The sequence below is a fragment of the Rhodanobacter sp. FW510-R10 genome, from assembly GCF_058781105.1.
Map to the genome: position 1 here is coordinate 2,168,852 of NZ_JBYSWL010000001.1, position 21,270 is coordinate 2,190,121.

The 21,270-nt window shown below is 66.2% G+C and carries 17 protein-coding genes; 11 read left to right on the forward strand and 6 right to left on the reverse strand.

Annotated features, from left to right (window positions below; genetic code table 11):
* Positions 1–29: 29 nt before the first annotated feature.
* From AC3WJB_RS09405 to AC3WJB_RS09415, 3 genes are all read right to left on the reverse strand, one after another.
* Positions 30–1,235, reverse strand: a complete 1,206-nt coding sequence (locus AC3WJB_RS09405; protein ID WP_492680906.1) for an acetyl-CoA C-acyltransferase — start codon at positions 1,233–1,235, stop codon at positions 30–32.
* A gap of 74 nt (positions 1,236–1,309) precedes the next feature.
* Positions 1,310–3,697 carry a 3-hydroxyacyl-CoA dehydrogenase/enoyl-CoA hydratase family protein gene (locus tag AC3WJB_RS09410; RefSeq protein ID WP_492680908.1) on the reverse strand — a complete coding sequence of 796 codons (2,388 nt, stop codon included), beginning with the start codon at positions 3,695–3,697 and terminating at the stop codon, positions 1,310–1,312.
* Complete coding sequence (locus AC3WJB_RS09415; protein WP_492680910.1) at positions 3,694–4,368, reverse strand: TetR/AcrR family transcriptional regulator; 675 nt, start codon at positions 4,366–4,368, stop codon at positions 3,694–3,696. The genes AC3WJB_RS09410 and AC3WJB_RS09415 overlap by 4 nt, the downstream gene beginning before the upstream one ends.
* 232 nt (positions 4,369–4,600) lie before the next feature.
* Between AC3WJB_RS09415 and ndk the strand changes: the two genes are divergently transcribed.
* The 10 genes from ndk to guaA all read left to right on the forward strand — a co-directional run bounded on the left by ndk (position 4,601) and on the right by guaA (position 15,879).
* Positions 4,601–5,026 (forward strand): nucleoside-diphosphate kinase, encoded by a 426-nt coding sequence (gene ndk, locus AC3WJB_RS09420; protein ID WP_492680912.1) that lies wholly within the window; start codon positions 4,601–4,603, stop codon positions 5,024–5,026.
* A 66-nt stretch (positions 5,027–5,092) separates the two neighbouring features.
* Entirely contained in the window at positions 5,093–6,238 is a 1,146-nt protein-coding gene (gene rlmN, locus AC3WJB_RS09425) for a dual-specificity RNA methyltransferase RlmN (protein ID WP_492680914.1), read from the forward strand.
* Positions 6,228–7,016: a type IV pilus biogenesis/stability protein PilW gene (gene pilW, locus AC3WJB_RS09430; RefSeq protein WP_492680916.1), complete on the forward strand. Its 789-nt coding sequence runs from the start codon at positions 6,228–6,230 to the stop codon at positions 7,014–7,016. Before rlmN ends, pilW begins: the two co-directional genes overlap by 11 nt.
* Before the next feature lie 5 nt (positions 7,017–7,021).
* The gene (locus AC3WJB_RS09435) at positions 7,022–8,017 is read left to right on the forward strand and encodes a helix-turn-helix domain-containing protein (RefSeq protein WP_492680918.1); all 996 of its coding nucleotides are present in this window, start codon (positions 7,022–7,024) and stop codon (positions 8,015–8,017) included.
* A 174-nt stretch (positions 8,018–8,191) separates the two neighbouring features.
* Complete coding sequence (locus tag AC3WJB_RS09440) at positions 8,192–8,860, forward strand: YfgM family protein (protein ID WP_492680920.1); 669 nt, start codon at positions 8,192–8,194, stop codon at positions 8,858–8,860.
* Complete coding sequence (bamB, locus tag AC3WJB_RS09445; RefSeq protein WP_492680922.1) at positions 8,857–10,074, forward strand: outer membrane protein assembly factor BamB; 1,218 nt, start codon at positions 8,857–8,859, stop codon at positions 10,072–10,074. The genes AC3WJB_RS09440 and bamB overlap by 4 nt, the downstream gene beginning before the upstream one ends.
* 156 nt (positions 10,075–10,230) lie before the next feature.
* Positions 10,231–11,634 (forward strand): ribosome biogenesis GTPase Der, encoded by a 1,404-nt coding sequence (der, locus tag AC3WJB_RS09450; protein ID WP_492680924.1) that lies wholly within the window; start codon positions 10,231–10,233, stop codon positions 11,632–11,634.
* Positions 11,635–11,734: 100 nt separating this feature from the next.
* A complete protein-coding gene (folD, locus tag AC3WJB_RS09455) occupies positions 11,735–12,604 on the forward strand; it encodes a bifunctional methylenetetrahydrofolate dehydrogenase/methenyltetrahydrofolate cyclohydrolase FolD (RefSeq protein ID WP_492680926.1) in 870 nt (289 codons plus the stop codon).
* Positions 12,605–12,674: 70 nt separating this feature from the next.
* Positions 12,675–14,135 (forward strand): IMP dehydrogenase, encoded by a 1,461-nt coding sequence (guaB, locus tag AC3WJB_RS09460; protein ID WP_492680928.1) that lies wholly within the window; start codon positions 12,675–12,677, stop codon positions 14,133–14,135.
* Between the two features lie 148 nt (positions 14,136–14,283).
* The gene (gene guaA, locus AC3WJB_RS09465) at positions 14,284–15,879 is read left to right on the forward strand and encodes a glutamine-hydrolyzing GMP synthase (RefSeq protein WP_492680930.1); all 1,596 of its coding nucleotides are present in this window, start codon (positions 14,284–14,286) and stop codon (positions 15,877–15,879) included.
* Positions 15,880–15,894: 15 nt separating this feature from the next.
* On the opposite strand, the gene AC3WJB_RS09470 is transcribed toward guaA, so the two are convergent.
* Entirely contained in the window at positions 15,895–17,118 is a 1,224-nt protein-coding gene (locus AC3WJB_RS09470; protein ID WP_492680932.1) for a PQQ-dependent sugar dehydrogenase, read from the reverse strand.
* Between the two features lie 55 nt (positions 17,119–17,173).
* Positions 17,174–18,424 carry a diaminopropionate ammonia-lyase gene (locus AC3WJB_RS09475; RefSeq protein ID WP_492680934.1) on the reverse strand — a complete coding sequence of 417 codons (1,251 nt, stop codon included), beginning with the start codon at positions 18,422–18,424 and terminating at the stop codon, positions 17,174–17,176.
* Positions 18,425–18,606: 182 nt separating this feature from the next.
* Between AC3WJB_RS09475 and tadA the strand changes: the two genes are divergently transcribed.
* Positions 18,607–19,092 (forward strand): tRNA adenosine(34) deaminase TadA, encoded by a 486-nt coding sequence (gene tadA / locus AC3WJB_RS09480; RefSeq protein WP_492683154.1) that lies wholly within the window; start codon positions 18,607–18,609, stop codon positions 19,090–19,092.
* Here tadA and AC3WJB_RS09485 read toward each other — a convergent pair.
* Complete coding sequence (locus AC3WJB_RS09485) at positions 19,064–21,205, reverse strand: S9 family peptidase (protein WP_492680936.1); 2,142 nt, start codon at positions 21,203–21,205, stop codon at positions 19,064–19,066. The genes tadA and AC3WJB_RS09485 overlap by 29 nt on opposite strands.
* Between the last annotated feature and the right edge of the window lie 65 nt (positions 21,206–21,270).

Here is a 21,270-nt window from a genome sequence, read left to right on the forward strand (position 1 = left end):
GGCTCGTGCCGTGACGTCGCGCCGAAATGTCACACCATCTCGAAGACGCCCGCGGCGCCCATGCCGGTGCCGATGCACATGGTGACCATGCCGTATTTCTGCTTGCGCGCGCGCATGCCGTGCACCATGGTCGCGATGCGGATTGCGCCGGTGGCGCCCAGGGGATGGCCGAGCGCGATCGCGCCGCCGTGCGGATTGACCTTGGCCCGATCGAGGTCGAGGTCATGGATGACGGCCAATGCCTGCGCGGCAAACGCCTCGTTGAGCTCGATCCAATCCAACTGGCCCTGGCTGATGCCGGTCTGCTTGAGCGCCTTGGGGATCGCTTCCTTCGGCCCGATGCCCATGATCTCCGGCGGCACGCCGGCGACGGAGAAGCCGACGAAGCGGGCGAGGGGCTGCAGGCCGTAGTCCTTGATCGCCTGCTCGCTGGCCAAGAGCACGGCACCGGCGCCGTCGGACATCTGGCTGGAGTTGCCCGCCGTGACGGTACCGCCGAGCTGGCCGTTGCGGAACACGGTCTTGAGCTTGGCCAGCACTTCGGGCGTAGTACCGGGGCGCGGGCCTTCATCGTTCTCGATGAGGCGACCGTCAGTCCGGATGCTGCGGTGGGCGAGGTCGGGATAGTGATCGTCGATCTGGAATGGCGTGATCTCGGCCTTGAACTCGCCGGCGGCCTGGGCGGCGAGGGCGCGGCGGTGGCTTTCCACGGCAAAGGCGTCCTGCGCCTCGCGGCTGATTTTCCAGCGCGTGGCGACGTTCTCGGCAGTGATACCCATGCCATAGGCGATGCCGATGTGCTCGTCATTGAAGATGGCCGGGTTCATCGCGACCTTGTGCCCCATCATCGGCACCATGCTCATGCTCTCGGTGCCGCCGGCCAGTATCAAGTCCGCCTCGCCGAGGCGGATGCGGTCGGCCGCCATCGCGACCGACTGCAGGCCGGAGGAACAGAAGCGGTTCACGGTGACGCCGGGCACGTGGTCGGGCAGGCCAGCCAGCAGCAGGCCGATGCGCGCCACGTTCATGCCTTGCTCGGCCTCGGGCATGGCGCAGCCGATGATGACGTCCTCGATGCGGCCCGGATCGACGCCCGGTGCTTGCGCGAGCACGGCGCGGATCACGTGGGCGAGCAGGTCGTCTGGCCGGGTGTTGCGGAACACGCCGCGCGGTGCCTTGCCGACCGGTGTGCGCGTAGTGGCGACGAGGTAGGCGTCTTGGACTTGCTTGCTCATGGTTCTTGCTCCGTGGCGTCGCGCTGGGAGCGGCGACGCGTCTTGGTTGTTCATCATTCCAGGTGACAGGAGGGTCAGTTGCGCAAGGGCTTGCCGGTGGCCATGGTGTGGGCAATGCGCGCCTGCGTCTTCTGGGTCCTGGCAAGCGCGACGAAGTGCTTGCGCTCCAGGTCGAGCAGCCAGGTCTCGTCGACCAGCGAGCCGCGTTCGATCACGCCGCCACACAAGGTGTCGGCGATGCGCGTGGCGATGTCCATGTCATGCTCGGAAATGAAACGGCCGGCCAGCATGTTGACCAGGGTCGCCTTGAACGTGGCCGTGCCGACGTCGCCGGCGACCGGGATGGCGCGGGCGGGCAGCGGCGGGCGATAGCCGGTTTCGGCCAGGGTGCCGGCGACCTGCCTGGCCACGTACAGCAGCTCGTCGACGTTGGCCACCACGACGTCGCTGTCGCGCAGCAGGCCAAGCCGCCTGGCGTCCAGCGCGCTCGCTGAAACCTTGGCCATGGCGACGGTCTCGAACACCTTCTTCAAAGCCTCGAAGGGGTCGGTCGGATTCGCGTGGGCAGCGCGGATCGCCAGCTCGTGCAGACCCCCGCCCGCGGGCAGCAGGCCGACACCGGCCTCGACCAGGCCGATATAGCTTTCCAGCGCGGCCACGGTGCGCGCCGAGTGCATCTGGAATTCGCAGCCGCCGCCCAGGGCCAGGCCACGCACCGCGGCGACTACTGGCACCAGCGAGTACTTGATGCGCATGCTGGTGCGCTGGAAGTTCGCGACCATCTGCTCGAAATCGTCGTAGCGGTTGGTTTGCAGCAGGCCCAGCGCGCCTTTGAGGTCGGCGCCGGCAGAGAACGGTTCACCGGTCTGCCAGATCACCAGCGCCTTGAGCTGTTGTTCGGCGATACCAATCGCGTGCTGGATGCCGTCGAGCACATGGTCGTTGACCGTGTGCATCTTGGTCTTGAATGAGACGATGCCGATGCCATCGTCGCCCAGCGTCCACAGGCGGATGCCGTCGTTTTCCCACACGGTGGCGCCGCGGTCGTGGCGTTCGCCCAGGATCGGGTCGGGGAACAGTTGGCGCCGGTAGACCGGATGCTGCGAACGCGCCTTGTGCTTGCCATCGGCGGCGGACCACGAACCCTGCTTGCCGTGCACGCCCTCGCGGCCATCGGCGACCCACGCCGGCAGCGGCACCTCGCTCATGGCTTTGCCAGCCTCGATGTCTTCCTTGATCCACTGCGCGACCTGCCGCCAGCCAGCGGCCTGCCAGGTCTCGAAGGGGCCGAGCTTCCAGCCGTAGCCCCAGCGGATGGCGAGGTCCACGTCGCGCGCGGTATCGGCGATGTCGGCCAGGTGGTAGGCGGCGTAATGGAACAGGTCACGGAAGATGGCCCACAGGAATTGTGCCTGCGGATCGGCGGAAGCCCGCAGCTTGCCGAACTTCTCGGCTGGATCCTTGATGGCGAGGATTTGCGCGACTGCATCCGAGGCTTTCTGCTCAGCCGGGACGTAATCTTGCTTCGCGAGGTCAAGCACCAGGATGTCCTTCTTGACTTTGCGGTAGAAGCCGGCGCCGGTCTTCTGCCCCAGCGCGCCTTTCTCGATCAGGGCAGTGAGCCAGGCCGGGCTCTTGAAGTACGCATGCCACGGATCATCCGGCAAGGTCTCCGCCATCGTCGTGATGACGTGGGCCATGGTGTCCAGTCCGACCACGTCGGCGGTACGGTAGGTCGCGCTCTTCGGGCGGCCAATCGCCGGGCCGGTCAGCGCGTCGACCGTGTCGAAGCCGAGCTTGAACTGGTCGGTGTGGTGCATCGTTGAAAGGAGCGAGAACACGCCAATGCGGTTGCCGATGAAGTTTGGCGTGTCCTTGGCGATCACCACGCCCTTGCCGACAATCGTGGTCAGGAACGCTTCCAGGCCTTCAATGACGGCCGGGTCGGTGAGCCGGGTCGGGATCAACTCGACCAGGTGCATGTAGCGCGGCGGATTGAAGAAGTGCACACCGCTGAAACGATGGCGCATCTCCTCCGGCAGCGCCTCGGCCAGGGTGTTGACAGAGAGGCCTGAGGTGTTGGACGCAATGATCGCGGCCGGCGAGAGATGGCCGGCGATCTTGCGGAACAGATCGAGCTTCCAATCCATGCGTTCGGCGATCGCCTCGATCACCAGGTCCACGCCGTGCAACTGCTCCAGGTCGTCGTCGTAGTTGGCCGGAAAGATGGCGCCGCCCAGGCTGGTTTCCGCCAGTGGCGCCGGCGAGAGCTTTTGCAGGTTGGCAATGGCCTTGAGCGCGATGCCGCTCTTCGGGCCATCCTTGGCAGGCAGGTCGAACAACACGGTTTCCACGCCGGCGTTCGTGAGCTGGGCGGCGATCTGGGCGCCCATGACGCCGGCTCCGAGTACGGCGGCCTTGCGGATGCGCAGTGTGGAGGTAGGTCGCGACGCTGTGGTCATGTGTTTTCTCCGGATGTTGCGAACGCGGTCGTCATTGGCGGGTATGGCGGGCAAGCTCCGCGTTGGCCCAGTCCGGCAGCCGCAAAACGAATCAAATGTTGGGTGGTTTGCTCGTGATGCGCCTGTTCGCTGACGTTTTCGGCGCGCTGGATCATGCCGAAGCCGGACATGGCCAGGGTCAGCGCGCCGGTGACCAGGTCCATCCGCCAGTACAGTTCCACCTTGTCCAGATGGGGCAGCAGGCGTGCGAACTCGGCGGCGAAGCGGCGCATCACGTGGCCATAGTTTTGGGACAGTAGTTCGCGGAGGCGTTCGTCACGCTCGGCAAATGCACGGGCCAGCATGCGCATGAAGAGTTCGCCGCCAACGTCATAGGAGATTTCGAGCGCCGGGCGGATGTAAGCGTCCAACACCCGATCCAGTGTGATGTCGGGCCGGCCCTCGACCTTGTCCAGCGCGGCCATGCGCTGGGCGTTGAGCACGTCCAGGCGTCGCCGCAGTACCTTCTCGATCAGCTTTTCCTTGCAGCCGAAGTGGTAGTTGACCGCGGCAAGATTTACACCGGCAGCCGAGGTGAGCTCGCGCAGCGAGGCGCCATCAAAGCCGCGCCGTGCAAACAGCTCTTCGGCCGCCCGCAGGATCCGATCCTTGGTAGCTACCGTGGTGGGCATGTTGGGTGGGCACTCCGCACGAAAGCGATTCAAACGATCGTTTGATCATACGCGGCGGCTTCCGAGTGCGTCAAACCATGCGTTGACGCACAAAACACATGGGATTCAGATGGGTTAGAATCCGTCAACGTCTTGTGAAGCAAGTGCCCGATTTGCGTCGGGTTCTGTTGCCGCACCCTTTAGTCGGGGCAATCCGCGCCGACATGACCACTAATTCTTTGGAGCAACCTGCATGGCGCTGGAGCGCACGCTGTCCATCATCAAACCCGATGCCGTGGCCAAGAATGTCATCGGTGAGATCTATTCCCGTTTCGAGAAGGCTAGCCTGAAGGTGGTTGCCGCGCGCATGCGGCAGTTGTCGCGCCGCGAGGCCGAGGGGTTCTACGCCGTGCACCGCGAGCGCCCGTTCTTCAAGCCGCTGGTCGAGTTCATGATCTCCGGGCCGGTCATGGTCCAGGTGCTCGAGGGCGACAATGCGATCGCCCGGCATCGGGAGCTGATGGGCGCGACGAACCCGAAGGAAGCGGCGCCAGGGACGATCCGCGCCGATTTTGCCGAATCCATCGACGCCAATGCCGTGCATGGCTCCGACGGGCCGGAAACCGCAGCCACGGAAATCGCCTATTTCTTCGCGGCGACCGAGGTGCTTGCGAGGTGAGCCGTACACCCGGTCCATGACCGCAACAACAACGACCTGGAGCGTGGGGCGCCGGTCAACAAGAAGATGAATCAGGTATCCGCCATTCCATCCGATGCGACCGCGAAGATCAACCTGCTTGATCTCGATCGGGCGGGCCTGCGCAATTTTTTCCAGGAACTCGGCGAGAAGCCCTACCGCGCCGAGCAGGTCATGAAGTGGATTTACCACGGCCTGGAAGACGACTTCGCGAACATGACCGACGTGGGCAAGGCCCTGCGCGCCAAACTGGCTGAGGTTTGCCGCATCGGCCCGCCGGCCACCTTGCTGGACAAGGTGGCGACCGACGGCACGCGCAAGTGGCTGCTGGGCATGGATCACGGCAATGCAATCGAGACCGTGTACATCCCCGAGCCCACGCGCGGTACCTTGTGCGTGTCGTCGCAGATCGGCTGCGCGCTGAACTGCCGCTTCTGTTCCACCGGGGCGCAGGGGTTCAACCGTAACCTGTCGCCGGCCGAGATCATCGGCCAGGTCTGGGTCGCGGCCAAATATCTCGGCGAAGCGACGCACCAGAACCGGCGCATCACCAACGTCGTGATGATGGGCATGGGCGAGCCGCTGGCGAATTTCGACAACGTACTGATCGCCATGCGCCTGATGCGCGATGACCTGGGCTTCGGCCTGGCGGCAAAACGGGTGACCTTGTCCACGGCCGGCCTGGTGCCGCTGATCGACAAGCTCTCGGCCGAGATCGACGTCTCGCTGGCGGTTTCCCTGCATGCCGCCAATGACACGTTGCGTACCGAGTTGATGCCGATCAACAAGCGCTATCCGCTCACCGAATTGCTCGCCGCGTGCACCCGCTGGATTGCGCGCAAGCCGCGGACCTCGATCACCTTTGAATATACCTTGATGGATGGCATCAACGACCAGCCGGTGCATGCGCGCGAGCTGATCAAGTTGATGCGCGCCTTCCCGACCTGCAAGGTCAACCTGATCCCGTTCAACCCATTCCCGGGGACACAGTTCAAGCGTTCGCCGGCAAGCATGATCGAGGCGTTTCAGGCCGTGCTGATCAATGCCGGAGTATTGACCATGCTGCGGCGCACGCGGGGTGACGATATCGATGCGGCCTGTGGCCAACTTGCCGGCCAGGTCGTCGATCGCACGCGGCGCAGTGCCACGCTGCGCAGCCAGCGCCAGGCGGAGGGTGCCGTGCATGCGCTGTGACCGTCTCTTGCCCTTGCTGCTGGCCAGCTCGCTGGCCGGATGCGTCACGACCCACTCGGGTTCGGACACGTTGGCCAAGAACCTGCCGGCGACCAGCAGTGCGCAGAAGGCCCAGGACGCGGCGCGTGTACACACTGAGCTCGGCCAGCACTATATGGCCCAGGGCGACTTGCAGACGGCGCTGGAGAAATTGCAGCTGGCGCTGAAATTCGATCCCAACTACGCGCCGGCACATACCGTCCTGGGCGTGCTCTATGAGCGCATAAAGGAGCCGGCGAAGGCCGAAGAGCATTATCGTCGGGCTGTGGCCCTGGAGCCGGACAAGGGCGGCCCGAACAACAATTTTGGCCAGTTCCTGTGCAGCGTCGGCAAGTTCCAGGAAGCCCAGGGCTACTTCGAAAAGGCCATCGCCGATCCATTCTACGCGACGCCGGACGTGGCCTTGTCCAACGCCGGGGTCTGCCAGTTGAAGGGCGGATCGGAAGCGGCGGCGGAGGCCGACTTCCGTCGCGCGCTGGAACGCAACCCGGACAATGTGGAGGCCTTGTTCCAGTTGGCGCGGATGCTGTACGCCAACAATAATGCCTTCGGCGCCAGCGCGTTCATGCAGCGGCTCGATGCGCTCAATCAGCCGACTCCCGCCATGCTCAAGCTCGGTTACGATATCGAGTCCCGACTCGGACACCATGAAGGTGCCGCGACTTATGCCAAGCGCTTGCACGAACTGTTCCCGGATTCGGAACAGGCGCAAGCCATCAACAATACTGCCAGTCGATGACAAACGTGAACCAAGACATGTATGGACACGACGCCGGGCTGTTGCCAGCCGTCAGCCCGGAGACCGGTGCATCGTCGCCGGAAATGGCGCCGCCCGTGCAGGACGAGCGCAAAGATGCGGCCATGCCCGAGAGTTTCGGTGCGCGATTGCGTGCGGCGCGAGAAGCGCGCGGCCAGGATCTGGATGCTTGCGCGAGTGCGCTGCATTTGCCCGCGCGCGTGTTGCGCCAATTGGAAGCAGATGCGTACGAGGGTATGGACTCGCGGGTCTACCTTGTCAGCTACCTGCGCAGCTACGGCGCCTACCTCGGAGTGGACGCGGCAGCCATCGAGCGGGAACTCGAGCAGACTCGACATGCCGAGGTGCCGCTGGTCGTCACGGGAGGCGTGTCGCGTTCACGCTTCCTGCTCGACCGTTATGCCACGGCCGCGACCTATGTCGTGCTGACCGCGGTGATCGTGGTGCCGATGATCTGGCTTGGCGTGCACGGCACGCTGAATCGCGACCTCAGTAACCTGGCGCCGCTCGATGCGGCGCCCGTGGCGCAGCAGGAGGTTGCCACCCGGGCTGTCCCCACGGTGACCTCGTTGCGCCTGAACACACCCGGCGTAGTGGTGCCGATGGTGAACGAGCAGCCGCTGATGGCATCGATGGCACCGTTCCCGAACCTGGGCTACGACACGGTGCCGGAGGCCGCGGCCAGTGCCCAGCCTGCGCAGACGCCTGAGGGCGACCATCGCCTGAACCTGACCCTGAGTGCGCCAAGCTGGGTCGAAGTGGTCGGCAGCGACGGCGCGCGATTGGAATACGGTTTGCTGCCTGCGGGCAGCAGCAAGACCTATTACACCGACCAGCCGGTCGACGTGCTGATCGGCAACGTCAGTGGCGCCAACTTGAGTCTGGATGGAAGTCCGGTGGCGTTGGCCGATGCGCGCAACAGCAACGTTGCACGCCTGCGCGTGCAGATTGACGACGGCAAGGCCAGCGTGGCGGTCCGCTGAGACGCTGCGCTAGCGCGTCGATTCCTGCATTTCGGTTATGCTTGCCCGCTGCGCATCCGCTGCCGGGCAGGCATGTCCATTGGTCGGCAGGCTTGGGCGGACCAAGCGGTCAAACCACCGCAGTTCAAACGTTGGTGGGTTGCGGCCCATCCGGTTTTCCCGAAAGGTGACAGCATGGCATTCGAGGTTTACGACGACTACGAACAGAACGAGCGCGTGGTCAAATGGTTGCGCGAGAACGGGCTGTCCATCGTCATCGGCATCGTCATCGGCCTGGTCGGCATCTTTGGCTGGCAGCAATGGCGTGCGCATCAGGTGCGCACGGAAACCGCAGCCGCCGGGTTGTACCAGCAAGTCCAGAATGCCCTGGCGTCCAATCAGGCCGATATGGTCACCCGCGTGGCTGGCGAGCTCATGACGCAATATCCCAAGTCCACCTATGCGGTATTTGCCGCCAGCGACCTGGCGCGCGAGCAGTCCGGTGCTGGCGATCTCGCCAAGGCGGGCAGCTCCCTGCAGTGGGCGATCGAGCATGTGGGCGACAAACCCTTGAAGTCCCTGCTGCAGATTCGCCTGGCCCGGGTCGAGCTGGCGCGCGGCGATGGCAAGACCGCGCTGACCACGCTCGATGCGGTCCCGGCAGGAGGTTTCGTCGGCCTGGTGCAGGAACTTCGGGGAGACGCCCTGGTCAAGCTGGGACGCGCCGATGACGCGCGCAAGGCCTATACGGCCGCCATGTCCGCGCTCGCTGCGGATGCTCCCGAACGCGGTGCACTGAAGATGAAACTGGATGACTTGGCGGTACCCGGGGAATCAGCGCAGCCCGGGAAACCCGAAGCATGAGTCGGACGTCGGCAAAATCCACCTTGGCTGTGGTGCTGCTCGCCACGCTTGGCTTGGTGCTCGGTGGTTGCCATTCCTTCAAGAAGGAGAACGTGCAGCCGCCGACACCGCTGGCCAAGGACTTCCAGCCCAGCGTCGGGGTCACCCGGCTGTGGCGCGCCAGCGTGGGTGGCGGCGCCGGCAAGAGTGGTGTCCGGCTGCGGCCCACCGTGGTCGATGGCGTGCTGTATGCCGACAGTACCGACGGCACGCTGGCCGCATTCGACGTGACCGACGGCAAGAAACTCTGGTCCAAGAGTTCGCGCACGCATGGCTGGTTTGGCTGGGGCGACAAGAAGCGGACAGACGCGTTCTATGCCGGCGGGCCGGCCGTGGCTGGCGACCTGCTGGTGGTGGGTACCTTGGACGGCCATGTCTACGGGGTGGATGCCAAGAACGGCAACCGGCGCTGGGATGTCACCTTGAGCGCGTCGGTGCTGGCCGTGCCGAGCATCGTCGGCGATCTGGTCGTGGTGCGTACCCAGGACAGCCGCGTCTACGGGCTCAATGCCGCCAACGGCGACCAGCGCTGGGTCTATGACCAGACCGAGGTGCCGGTGCTCAGCCTGCGTGGCAATGGTTCACTGCTGGTGGCCAACGGCGTGGTGTTCATGGGCACCGATGACGGCAAGATCATCGCCTTGCGCCAGGACAATGGCAGCAAGCTGTGGGAGCAGAAGCTGGCCAGCGGCGAAGGGCGCACCGAGATCGATCGCCTGGATGACGCGGATGGCGCGATCCTGCTGCAGGACAAGACGCTGTACGCGGCGGCCTACCATGGCAACCTGATCGCGGTGGATGGACCAAGCGGGCGCCCGTTGTGGGGGCATCCGTTCTCGACTTACGTCTCGTTGGCAGCCGACGACAAAGCGGTCTTCGCGGTGGACGACCAGTCCCAGGTATGGGCCTTCGGCAAGGAGGGCGGCGCCGACATCTGGAAGAACGCCGCACTCAAGTACCGCTGGTTGACCGCGCCGGAAGTGCAGGGCAAGTACGTCGTGGTCGGTGATGCGGAAGGCTATCTGCACTGGCTGCAGATTGGCGACGGCGCGCTGGCCGCGCGTGAGCGCTTTTCCAAGCATGCCATCCGCGCGCAACCCCTGGTGGTCGGCGACGTGGTCTACGTCGAGGACGTGGAAGGCCGCATCGGGGCGTTTCGCCTCGCCCCGCGCTGAGACTGGCGCACGCATCGACGAGGGTGCGCCGGCCCGGGCCGGCGCCGGCTGCCGTGGCCATGTAGCCTGTACCGGCGCCCGTGGCGGGCGTTTTCAAGGCATTGCCGGCAAAATGTCCCGGCACTTGCAATCCCACTTCAGCCGGGCTGGCCCAGCATGTTGAGCGTCGTTGCACTCGTTGGTCGTCCGAACGTTGGCAAGTCGACCTTGTTCAACGTGCTGACGCGCAGCCGCGATGCGCTGGTGGCCGACGTGCCCGGGGTGACCCGCGACCGCCATTACGGCACCTGTCGCCTGGGCGAGCAGCCGTTCCTGGTGGTTGACACAGGCGGCCTGTCCGGGCTCGATGAGGCCATGGACGCACTTACCGCCAGGCAAGTGCGTGTCGCCATCGACGAGGCGCAGGTGCTGGTGTTCGTGGTGGATGCGCGCGATGGCCCGTTGCCGCAGGACCATGCCATCCTCGGTGAACTGCGCCGCAGCGGCAAGCCGGTCATCGTGGCCGTGAACAAGATTGACGGCGTGGACCAGGATCATGCGCTCGCCGAGTTCTCGGCCTTCGGCATGCGTAACATGGTCGCCCTGGCCACAGCCCACAATCGTGGAACTGCGGAGCTGCTTGCATCGCTGCAACAGGCCCTGCCGCCAACGGGCACCGATGCCCTTGCCACCGAGGCCGAGGATGACAGCATCCGGGTGGCCATTGTCGGCCGGCCGAATGCGGGCAAGTCGACGCTGATCAACCGGCTGCTTGGCGAGGAGCGCCTGGTTGTGTCCGACGTCGCCGGCACCACGCGCGACCCGATCGAAGTCAGCCTCGAGCGCGATGGCCGTCGCTACACCCTGATCGACACCGCTGGCATCCGGCGCAAGACCCGGGCCGCTGAGGCCGTGGAGAAGTTCAGCGTCATCAAGACCCTGCAGTCGATTGCCGCAGCCCAAGTGGTCGTGGTGATGATCGATGCGCGCGAGAACCTGGCCGAGCAGGACCTGAGCCTCATTGGACAGGTGCTGGAGGCCGGCCGCGCCCTGGTGATCGCCATCAACAAGTGGGACGGCCTGGACCGGCAGCAGCGTGAGGCATGCACCCGCGAGCTGGATCGGCGGCTGGGCTTCGTGCCTTGGGCCAAGCAGATCCCGCTGTCGGCGCTGCATGGTTCGGGCTTGCGCGAATTGATGCGTGCCGTGGTCCGCGCGCATGCCGCGGCGACCCGCGAACTGGTCAGCTCGGACCTGACCAGGACGCTGGAGCAGGCCTACGCAGCCTATCAGCCGCCACTGGTGCAAGGACATGCGCCGCGCCTGCGCTTTGCCCATCCGGGCGGGAGCAACCCGCCGACGATCGTCATCCACGGTACGCGCACCCGGCATATTGCCGCCGCCTACCAGCGTTACCTGGAGAACTTCTTCCGCAGCCGCTACAGGCTCGAGGGCACGCCGGTGCGCATCGTGTTCCGCGAGGGCGAAAACCCGTTTGCCGGACGCAAGAAGGTGCTGAGCAAGGAACAGGCGCAGCAGGCCAGGCGCCGGGTCACCCGCTTGATCAAGCGCACGCGATGAATCGTCGCTCCGACACGGCGAAACCGGGCGATCCGCCAGCGTTTGTACCGTCGGCGCGCAGCTTCGATAATGGTCGGCTCCGCACCCAGGCAGACCCATCATGAGCGCCCGCATCCTCGATGGCAAACGCATAGCGCACGAGCTGCTCGAGCGCGTCCGCGTGGGCGTCGACAGCCGCGTCGCGCGGGGTCTGGCGCCGCCCGGCCTGGCGGTCGTGCTGGTCGGGGACGACGCGGCCTCTTCGGTGTACGTGCGCAACAAGCGCAAGGCCTGCCAGCAGGTTGGGTTCCGCTCCTTCGATTACGACTTGCCGGCTGCGGTCTCGCAGGCCGAGCTGTTTGCCCTGATCGATCGGCTCAATGCCGATCCCGCCGTGCACGGCATGCTGGTGCAGTCCCCCTTGCCAGCGCACATCGACGAGGACGCCCTGGTCGATCGCATCGATCCGCGCAAGGACGTGGACGGATTCCACGCCGTCAACGTCGGCCGCCTGGTTTTGCGCCGCTTTGGCTTGCGACCGTGCACGCCGAAGGGGGTCATGACCCTGCTCGGGCACACGGATCGGCCGGTGCGCGGACAGCACGCGGTGATGATTGGCGTATCCAACCATGTCGGCCGGCCGCTGGTGCTGGAGCTGATGATTGCCGGCTGCACGACGACCGCATGCCACCGCTTCACCCGCGATCTCCCTGGTTACGTGCGCCAGGCGGACATCGTGATCGTCGCGGTCGGCCGGCCGGGCCTGGTGCAGGGCGACTGGATCAAGCCCGGCGCCGTGGTCATCGACATCGGCATCAACCGGCTCGCCGACGGGCACCTGGTGGGCGATGTCGACTTTGCTGGCGCGGTCGAGCGCGCGAGCTGGATCACCCCGGTGCCGGGCGGCGTTGGCCCCATGACCGTGGCCACGCTGATGGAGAACACGCTGGAGGCGGCGTGCGCCAGCGATGCGCGGGATGCGGCCGACTGAGTCAGCGCCAATGCCTGGCGAGGGTACGGCTGCCCGCGTATAATCGCGCTTTGCAGTAGGACATCCGTGTATGCGCATTCTCGCCGAGGCACTCACCTACGACGATGTGTATCTGCTTCCCGCGCATTCGCAGGTTCTGCCACGTGACGTGGACACTTCCTCGCGATTGACGCGCGGCCTGCGCCTGAACGTGCCGATCGTGTCGGCAGCCATGGACACCGTGACCGAGGCCCGCCTGGCGGTGACCATGGCCCAGTGCGGCGGCATCGGCATCATCCACAAGAACATGACCCCGGAGCAGCAGGCCGCCGAAGTCCGGCTGGTGAAGAAATTCGAGGCTGGAGTGATCCGCAGCCCCATCACCGTGGGCCCTGATACCTCGATCAGCGAGGTCCTGCGCCTGACCCACGCGCACAATATTTCCGGCGTGCCGGTGGTGGAGGGCGAACAGCTGGTCGGCATCGTCACCAGCCGCGACATGCGCTTCGAGCGCAAGCACGACGACCCGGTGCGCAACATCATGACGCGCAAGGACAAGCTCATCACGGTGCGCGAGGGGGCGAGCCAGGATGATGTGCTGGTGTTGCTGCACAAACATCGCATCGAGAAGGTGCTGGTGGTCAATGACGCGTTCCAGCTGCGTGGGCTGATCACGGTCAAGGACATCCAGAAGGCCCGCGACAACCCACATGCGGCGAAGGACGAACACGACACCCTGCTGGTCGGCGCGGCAGTCGGGGTCGGTGGTGATACCGAGCAGCGCGTGGCAATGCTGGTCGAGGCTGGCGTCGATGTCCTCGTGGTCGACACCGCGCATGGGCATTCACAAGGGGTGATCGACCGTGCCGCATGGGTGAAAAAGCACTATCCGCAGGTGCAGCTCATTGCCGGCAACATCGTCACCGGCGATGCCGCGCGTGCGCTGCGCGACGCGGGCGTGGACGCGGTCAAGGTGGGCGTCGGCCCCGGCTCCATCTGCACCACGCGCGTGGTTGCCGGCGTCGGCGTGCCGCAGATCTCCGCGATCGATATGGTCGCCACCGTGCTCAAGGACGAGATTCCGCTGATCGCCGATGGCGGCATCCGCTATTCGGGCGATATAGCCAAGGCGTTGGCTGCCGGCGCGTCCAGCGTCATGCTCGGCTCGATGTTTGCCGGCACGGACGAATCACCTGGGGAGATCGAATTGTTCCAGGGCCGCTCGTACAAGACCTATCGCGGCATGGGCTCGATCGCCGCCATGCAGCACGGCTCGCGCGACCGCTACTTCCAGGACGATATCGACAACGCCGACAAGCTGGTGCCCGAAGGCATCGAGGGTCGCGTGCCTTATCGCGGCCCGCTGCGGAACATCATCCACCAGCTGGTGGGCGGCTTGCGGGCGTCGATGGGCTATCTCGGCGCGGCCGCGGTGGAGGATGTGAGGCACAAGGCGGAGTTCGTGCGCGTGACCACGGCGGGCGTCACCGAGGCGCACCCACACGACATCCAGATCACCAAGGAAGCGCCCAATTACCGCCTGCACTCCTGAGCCGGTTGCCCGTGTGGCGGCGACGGCATCGACCCTGGCGGATGGCGGCGGCTATCCGTGGCAGGTGGGTGGAAGCGCCGTGTGGTTCCGGCCCGCGGGTACCAGCTTGGGCCTTTCCCAACGTTCGCATCTTTAGTTTCGACCGCCCATGACCGACCTGCACACCGACAAGATCCTCATCCTTGATTTTGGCGCGCAATATACGCAACTGATCGCGCGCCGGATTCGCGAGATTGGCGTGTATTGCGAGATCTGGCCCTGGGACCACGACCCGGCCGACCTTGCTGGTTTTGCGCCGCGGGGCATCATTCTCTCCGGCGGCCCCGAATCGACCACGCTGGCCGATGCGCCACGGGCGCCGGCCGAGGTGTTCGAGGCCGGGGTACCGGTGCTTGGCATCTGCTACGGCATGCAGACCATGGCGGTGCAGCTTGGCGGCGCGACTGAGGCCACCGGCACGCGCGAATTTGGCTATGCGCAGGTCGATGTGCTGCGCGACAGCGAACTGTTCGGCCGCCTGACCGACGTGGCGGGCGCGCAACGCCTGAACGTCTGGATGAGCCACGGCGATCACGTGTCTGCCGTGCCACCCTGTTTCGTGGTGACGGCGAGCACGGCGCAGATTCCCATTGCGGCGATGGAGCACTCCGGGAAGCGCTGGTACGGCGTGCAGTTCCACCCGGAAGTGACGCACACCACCCAAGGTACGGCGCTGCTGCGGCGCTTCGTGGGTGACGTATGCGGCTGCCAGTCGCTGTGGACTGCCGACAACATCATCGACGACCAGGTGCAGCGGATCCGCGGGCAGGTCGGCGACGATCAGGTGCTGCTCGGCCTGTCCGGTGGCGTGGACTCTTCCGTGGTGGCCGCGCTGCTGCACCGGGCGATCGGGCCTCGCCTCACCTGCGTGTTCGTCGACACCGGCTTGCTGCGCTGGAAGGAAGGCGACCAGGTCATGGCCAGCATGGCCGCGGTGGCCAGCGAGCACGGCATCGGTATCAAGGTGATCCGCGTCGATGCCGCTGACCGCTATTTCGCGGCCCTGGCCGGGGTCACCGACCCTGAGGCCAAGCGCAAGATCATCGGCGGCCTCTTCGTCGAGATCTTCGACGAGGAAGCAGCCAAGCTCGCCTCTGCCGACGGCGCCGGGGTCAAGTGGCTGGCGCAGGGCACGATCTACCCGGACGTCATCGAGTCGGCCGGCAGCAAGACCGGCAAGGCCCACGTCATCAAGAGCCACCACAACGTCGGCGGCCTGCCGGAACACATGCAGCTGAAATTGCTGGAGCCGCTGCGCGAGCTGTTCAAGGACGAGGTGCGCCGCATCGGCGTGGCGCTCGGCCTGCCGCCCGCGATGGTGTACCGCCATCCGTTCCCCGGTCCGGGCCTGGGCGTGCGCGTTCTCGGCGAGGTGAAGCGCGAGCATGCCGAGCTGTTGGCTCGCGCCGATGCGATTTTCATCGACGAACTGCGCAAGGCCGACCTCTACGACAAGACCAGTCAGGCGTTTGCCGTGTTCCTGCCGGTCAAGTCAGTGGGCGTCGTGGGCGACGCGCGGGCGTACGAATGGGTGATCGCCCTGCGCGCGGTGGAGACAATCGACTTCATGACCGCGAACTGGGCGCATCTGCCGTACGAGTTCCTCGGCACCGTATCCGAGCGCATCATCAACGAGCTACGCGGCGTCTCGCGCGTCGTCTACGACATCAGCGGCAAGCCCCCGGCCACGATCGAGTGGGAGTGACGCGGACCGGTCGGATCATTTCTTCGGCGTGAGGTGGTACAGGCCGCCGGGCTCGGCATCCTCCAGCATCCACAGCGAGCCGTCCGGCGCCTCCTCGATGTCGCGGACGCGCTTGCCGACGTCCCAGCGCTGGGCCGCGGTCGCGCCGCCCTTGCCGTCGAAGGTGACGCGGATGATGGCCTGGCTGGCCAGGCCGCTGATCAAGGCGCTGCCGTTCCAATGCGGGAAGACGCGGCCCTTGTAGAACATGAGATTGCCTGGCGCGATCACCGGCACCCAATAGATCACGGGCTTGGCGAGATCAGGCCGCGTATCGGGGCTGGGGATGGGCACGCCGTCGTAGTTCATGCCGTAGGAAACCAGCGGCCAGCCGTAGTTCTTGCCGCGCTCGATCAGGTTCAGCTCGTCGCCGCCGCGTGGACCATGCTCGACCTCCCACAGCCGGCCATCGGGGGCGAAGGCCAGGCCGTACGGCGTACGATGCCCGGTGCTCCAGGTTTCCGCCGGGGTCAGGTTCGGCCCGGGGAAGGTATAGGTGCTGACCACGGGCGCCGTCTTGGCCGCCTCGGTATCGCGCGGCGGATCGATCAGGGGAATGGTGCGCGCGCCGGTCTTGCCGGCCCACGGATTGCCGGGCGCGGGCTTGCCGTCCAAGGTCAGGCGCAGGATCTTGCCTTCCGGCTGGCTGGGGTCTTGCGCGGGGGTAAAGCGCTGGCGTTCGCCGACGGTGAGGAAGAGATACTTGCCATCTGGCGAGAAGGCGATCTGTGCGCCTTCCTGGCCGCCCTTGCCCTTGGGCATCTGGCGCCACAGCACCTCGAAGGCATCCAGCCTGGGCTGCCCGTCGTCCAGCACGAGCCGGCCCCGGCCGAGCGCCAGGCCGCCGCCATAGCTGCCCGGTTCGGAATAGGTGAGATACACATTGTGGTCGGTGGCGTAATGGGGCGACAGGAAGACGCCCAGCATGCCGCTCTGGCCTTTGTAGTAACTGGGCGGAACGCCCTTGAGTTCGGTCTTGGCGCCCTGCGGAGTGACGAGCTGCACCCGGCCAACCTTTTCGGTCACCAGCATGCGGTCATCGGGCAGGAAGGCGATGCGCCAGGGCAGGTCGAAGCTTGCCACTTCGGTCATGGTGAAGGGCAGATTGGGATCGGATTTCTGTTCGCCGGCGTTGGTCTGGGCATAGGCCACGCTCGAGAGCAAGGCCAGCAGGAGGACCGCGTTGGTCAGTCTAGGCATCTGCAAGTTTCCCTGGCGTCCGAGTGGTCGCAGGCATCCTAGCACTGGCGGTCGTCTACCCGTCCGCCCGCGTGCGGTGGACGTCTCGGCTCGTATCTGCAGCGAACGCACGAGTCTTACGGGTGATTGCCGTCGGGCTGGTGCCGACCAGCTTCTCGTACATCCGCGGGTCGGTCGCGCCTTCGGTGTTGATGGCCAGCACGCGGGAGTGCGCGTCCAGGCCGGCCTGGGCCGACAGCGCAGCCCGCCGACGCAACGTCCGCAGCCCGGCCAGGCCTGCCGCGCCGGATTCCCCGGCGACGATGGGCGTGTCGCGGACGCTGCCGCGGGCGAGCAGGCGCATGGCTTCGATGGCCTCGTCGTCGGCAATGGTCACGCAGTGATCGATGAGGGGGTCGAGGAAGCGCCAGGCCAGCGGCGAGGCTTCGCCGCAGGCCAGCCCGGCCATCACCGAATCCACCGAGCCGGTCGCCTTGGCGGCGTGGCCCTGGATCGCGCTTTGCAGCAGGCAGTCCGCCTGCTCCGGTTCCACCACGATGAAGCTTGGCCGCTGTTCACCGTGGTATTCCCACAGCCAGCTGGCCACCCCGGCAGTCAGGCCGCCGACGCCGCCTTGCAGGAAGACGTGGGTATACCCACACTCGCCGTCGCGCCTGGCTCCGGTCTGCTCGGTGACCTCAGCGGCAATGCTGCCGTAACCCTGCATCACGTCGCGCGGGATGTCCTCGTAGCCCGCGTAGGAAGTGTCGGAGACGACCTGCCAGCCATTTGCCGCTGACAGGCGGGCCGCTTCCTCGACCGCGGCATCGTAGTTGCCGGCGACGCGCACGATATGCGCGCCGTAGGCGGCGATGGCCGTCTCGCGCTCGCGGCTCACGTGGGCATGCAGCACGATCACGCAGCAGCAGCCGGCGTCGCGCGCAGCGGCGGCCAGGCTGCGGCCGTGGTTGCCATCCGTGGCGGTGATCACGGTGTAGTCCGCAAGCGTGCCGGCATGGCAGCCGGCGAGGACGTCCTGGGGGCGGAAGCCGGGATGCAGGCGCAGGATCTGCCGGAGCAGCGCGATCGGTGCGCCCAGGGCCTTGAAGCTGCCCAGTGGCGAGCGCAGGGATTCGTCCTTGACGCTGAGGCGGGCAACCCGCAGTTCGCGGGCCAGGTCCGGCAGCTCGCGCAGCGGCGTGGGGCTGGTGACGCCAGGCCAGGTGGACAGCCAGCGGCGACTTTCCTCGGCGCGGGCGATGCTCAGGATCGCCTGCAGCGTGGCAGGGTAGGGTGTGCGCGTCGCGCGTGGATTGGTGAACAGCATGGCGGTCCCGGGCGGGCAGGTCGGCTGTGGATACAGGGGGCGAGCATGTCTTGTCGAATCGGATCCCATCCGCTGCTATTTTTACGCCTTGTCATAGAGCGAGATTGCAGCATGTACCGATTTGGCGTCCATGCGGACGACTGGCAGGGCCGGGGGCGTGCGTGCGCGCACCGCCGCTGCGCATGAGCGGCGCGGAGTCCGGTCAGGCCGTGCCCTCGGCCGACGACGTGCGGTACATGCGCCACGCGCTGCAACTGGCGGCGCATGCCCGCGACGCGGAGCACGAGGTGCCGGTGGGGGCGGTGCTGGTGCACGAGGGAGTGGTCATTGGCGAAGGCTGGAACCGCAACCTGACGCTGCATGATCCGACCGCACACGCCGAAATCCTGGCCATGCGAGCCGCTGGCGCGCGGCTCGGCAACCATCGCTTGTGCGGCACCACACTATACGTGACGCTGGAGCCTTGCGTGATGTGCGCCATGGCCATGATCCATGCCCGCATCGCCCGGCTGGTCTACGCGGCGACCGATCCCAAGACCGGCGCCGCTGGTGGCAAGTTCGATACCTTGCTGAGCGCCGAGCACAACCATCGCGTGGAGCTGGTCGGCGGCGTCCTGGCCGAGGAATCGGCGGCCCTGCTCAGGGAGTTCTTCCAGGCCCGACGCTAGCGGCGGCCTTGGCGGTGTCGCTGTGCGTCGCCCCCGGCGCGAGGTACTTGGCGAACCACGCCAGCGAGCGCTCGAGCACGTCGCGCTGGTCTTCCTTCTTGTGGAAGCCATGGCCCTCACCCGCGTAGACGACGAGCTCGGTTGGTATGCCCATGGCACGCAAGCCGTGCCAATACTCGAAGGACTGCGGCGCCGGGCATTCCGCGTCGAGCTCACCGACCACGATCAGGGTCGGGGTCCGGACGTGGGTGATGAAATTGATTGCCGAGCTCTTCGCGTAGGCCGCCGGGTCGGCATAGACCGATGCGCCATAGAACGGGATCATCCACTGGTCGATGGAATTCTCGCCGTAGTAGCTCTGCCAGTTGGACAGGCCGGCGCCGGCGACTGCGGCGCGGAAACGTTGGGTCTGGGTGGGCGCGAACATGCTCATGAAGCCGCCGTAGCTCCAGCCGGTCAGCCCGAGGCGCTGGTCATCGACGGGGTAGGATTTCTCGACGGCGTCGACGCCGGCAAGGATGTCGCGCAGGTCGCCGTGACCCATGTCGCGGCGTACCGCCTGGGTGAATTTTTCGCCCTGGCCGAAGCTGCCACGCGGGTTTGGCATCAGCACGAAATAACCCATGGCTGCCATCTCGCCGCCACCCCAGCGCGGCACTACGGCGGCGGAGGGGCCGCCATGCACCTGGACGATCATTGGATAGTGCTGGTGCGGGTCATAGTCGGCCGGGAACAGCAGCCAGCCTTGCACGTCGTAACCTTCGTTGCGCCAGCTTACGGAGACGGCATGGCCCCACATGGGCTTGAACGCGGCGTTGATCCAGGTGATCGCCTGCGCGGGTGCGGCGCCTTGACTCGGTTGGCCGTCGCTGAGGCGGAAGCTGCCGGCGTAGATCTCGGGCGCCTCGGTGAAGCTTGAGTGCACGAAGGCGTAGCGCGTGGCGTTGGCCGACAGTGCAATGGAGGCGGCAGCGGTGCCGGCCGTGATCGACGCCGGCACGCTGGTCAGCACGGATTCGATGGCGGCCTGTCCGGCTTGCAGGCTGAACAGGGACAGGCGCGAGGAGCCGCCGGCGATCGAGGACACCAGCAATTGCCGGTTCCCGGTCCAGGTCAACCATGCGGGGGTGGTGTGGATGTCTGGAGTGACATCGACTGGCGGCGTGCCGCCGTCGCTGGCGACGACGTAGATGTCGCCCCCGGTTGCGCCCTGGTCACTCATCAGGCCGCCAATGAACGCGATCTTCGTCGCATCCGGCGACCAGCGCGGCAGGGCGACCTGCAGTCCGTGCAGCGATCCGGCCAGCTTGTTCGGGTCGACGATGGAACGCGGCTGGGCATCGCCCTGGACGGCTTGCGTGTAGATTTGCGCCACCCACCAGTTGTTCGTCCCCGGTGGCGCTGCTGCCACGTAGGCGACTTGGTCGGCGCGCGGCGACCAGCTGTATTCGTAGGCAAACAGGGACGCGGGCGTCAGCGTGCGCACGCCGCCATCGCCGGCATCCACCAGCGCCACGGCCTGGTGCTCGACGCCGGTCACGCCGATCACGCCGACGCGGGGCTTGGTGGCGGCAGTGGCACCGATGAGATGCGTGTCGCCGGGGACATACAGGATGCCGAGCTTGTGGCTGTCCGGGGTCCAGGTAAGGTCGTGGGCGTAGCCATCCAGATGGGTCAGGCGCCGGGCCTCGGCTCGCCCGGCCCCGACGTCGACCAGGTAGATGTCCTGCTGGACGGTATTTTTGCCGTTGCCGCAATTGCTCAGCAGCGCCAGGCGCTTGCCGTCTGGCGACCAGGCCGGGTGGTTCTGGCTGCAGCCCTTGTGGGTGTCGGCGAGGGTGATGCCGGCCACGCGCTTGCCGTCCACATCAGCCAACTGCACGCGCGGGCCCGCGCCGAGGTCCAGGGTCCAGGCCACCCGCTTGCCGTCCGGTGAGATGGCGACGCCGGCAAAGCGATGGGTCTGGTCGATCCGCTGCAAAAGCTCGGTGATGTGGGTCTTGGTGGCAGCGCTGGCGCCGGTATCACTCGGCGTGTCGAGGGTTGCGGCGGCGCTGGCGGTCAGGGCGGGCAGGCTGGCGAGCGACGCAAGAAGCAGGCAGACACGATTCATGGCGGGCGGCGGTTGCAGGAAAGCGTCGAAGTTAGCACCAGCGATTCGGGACGGCGGAGTGCCAT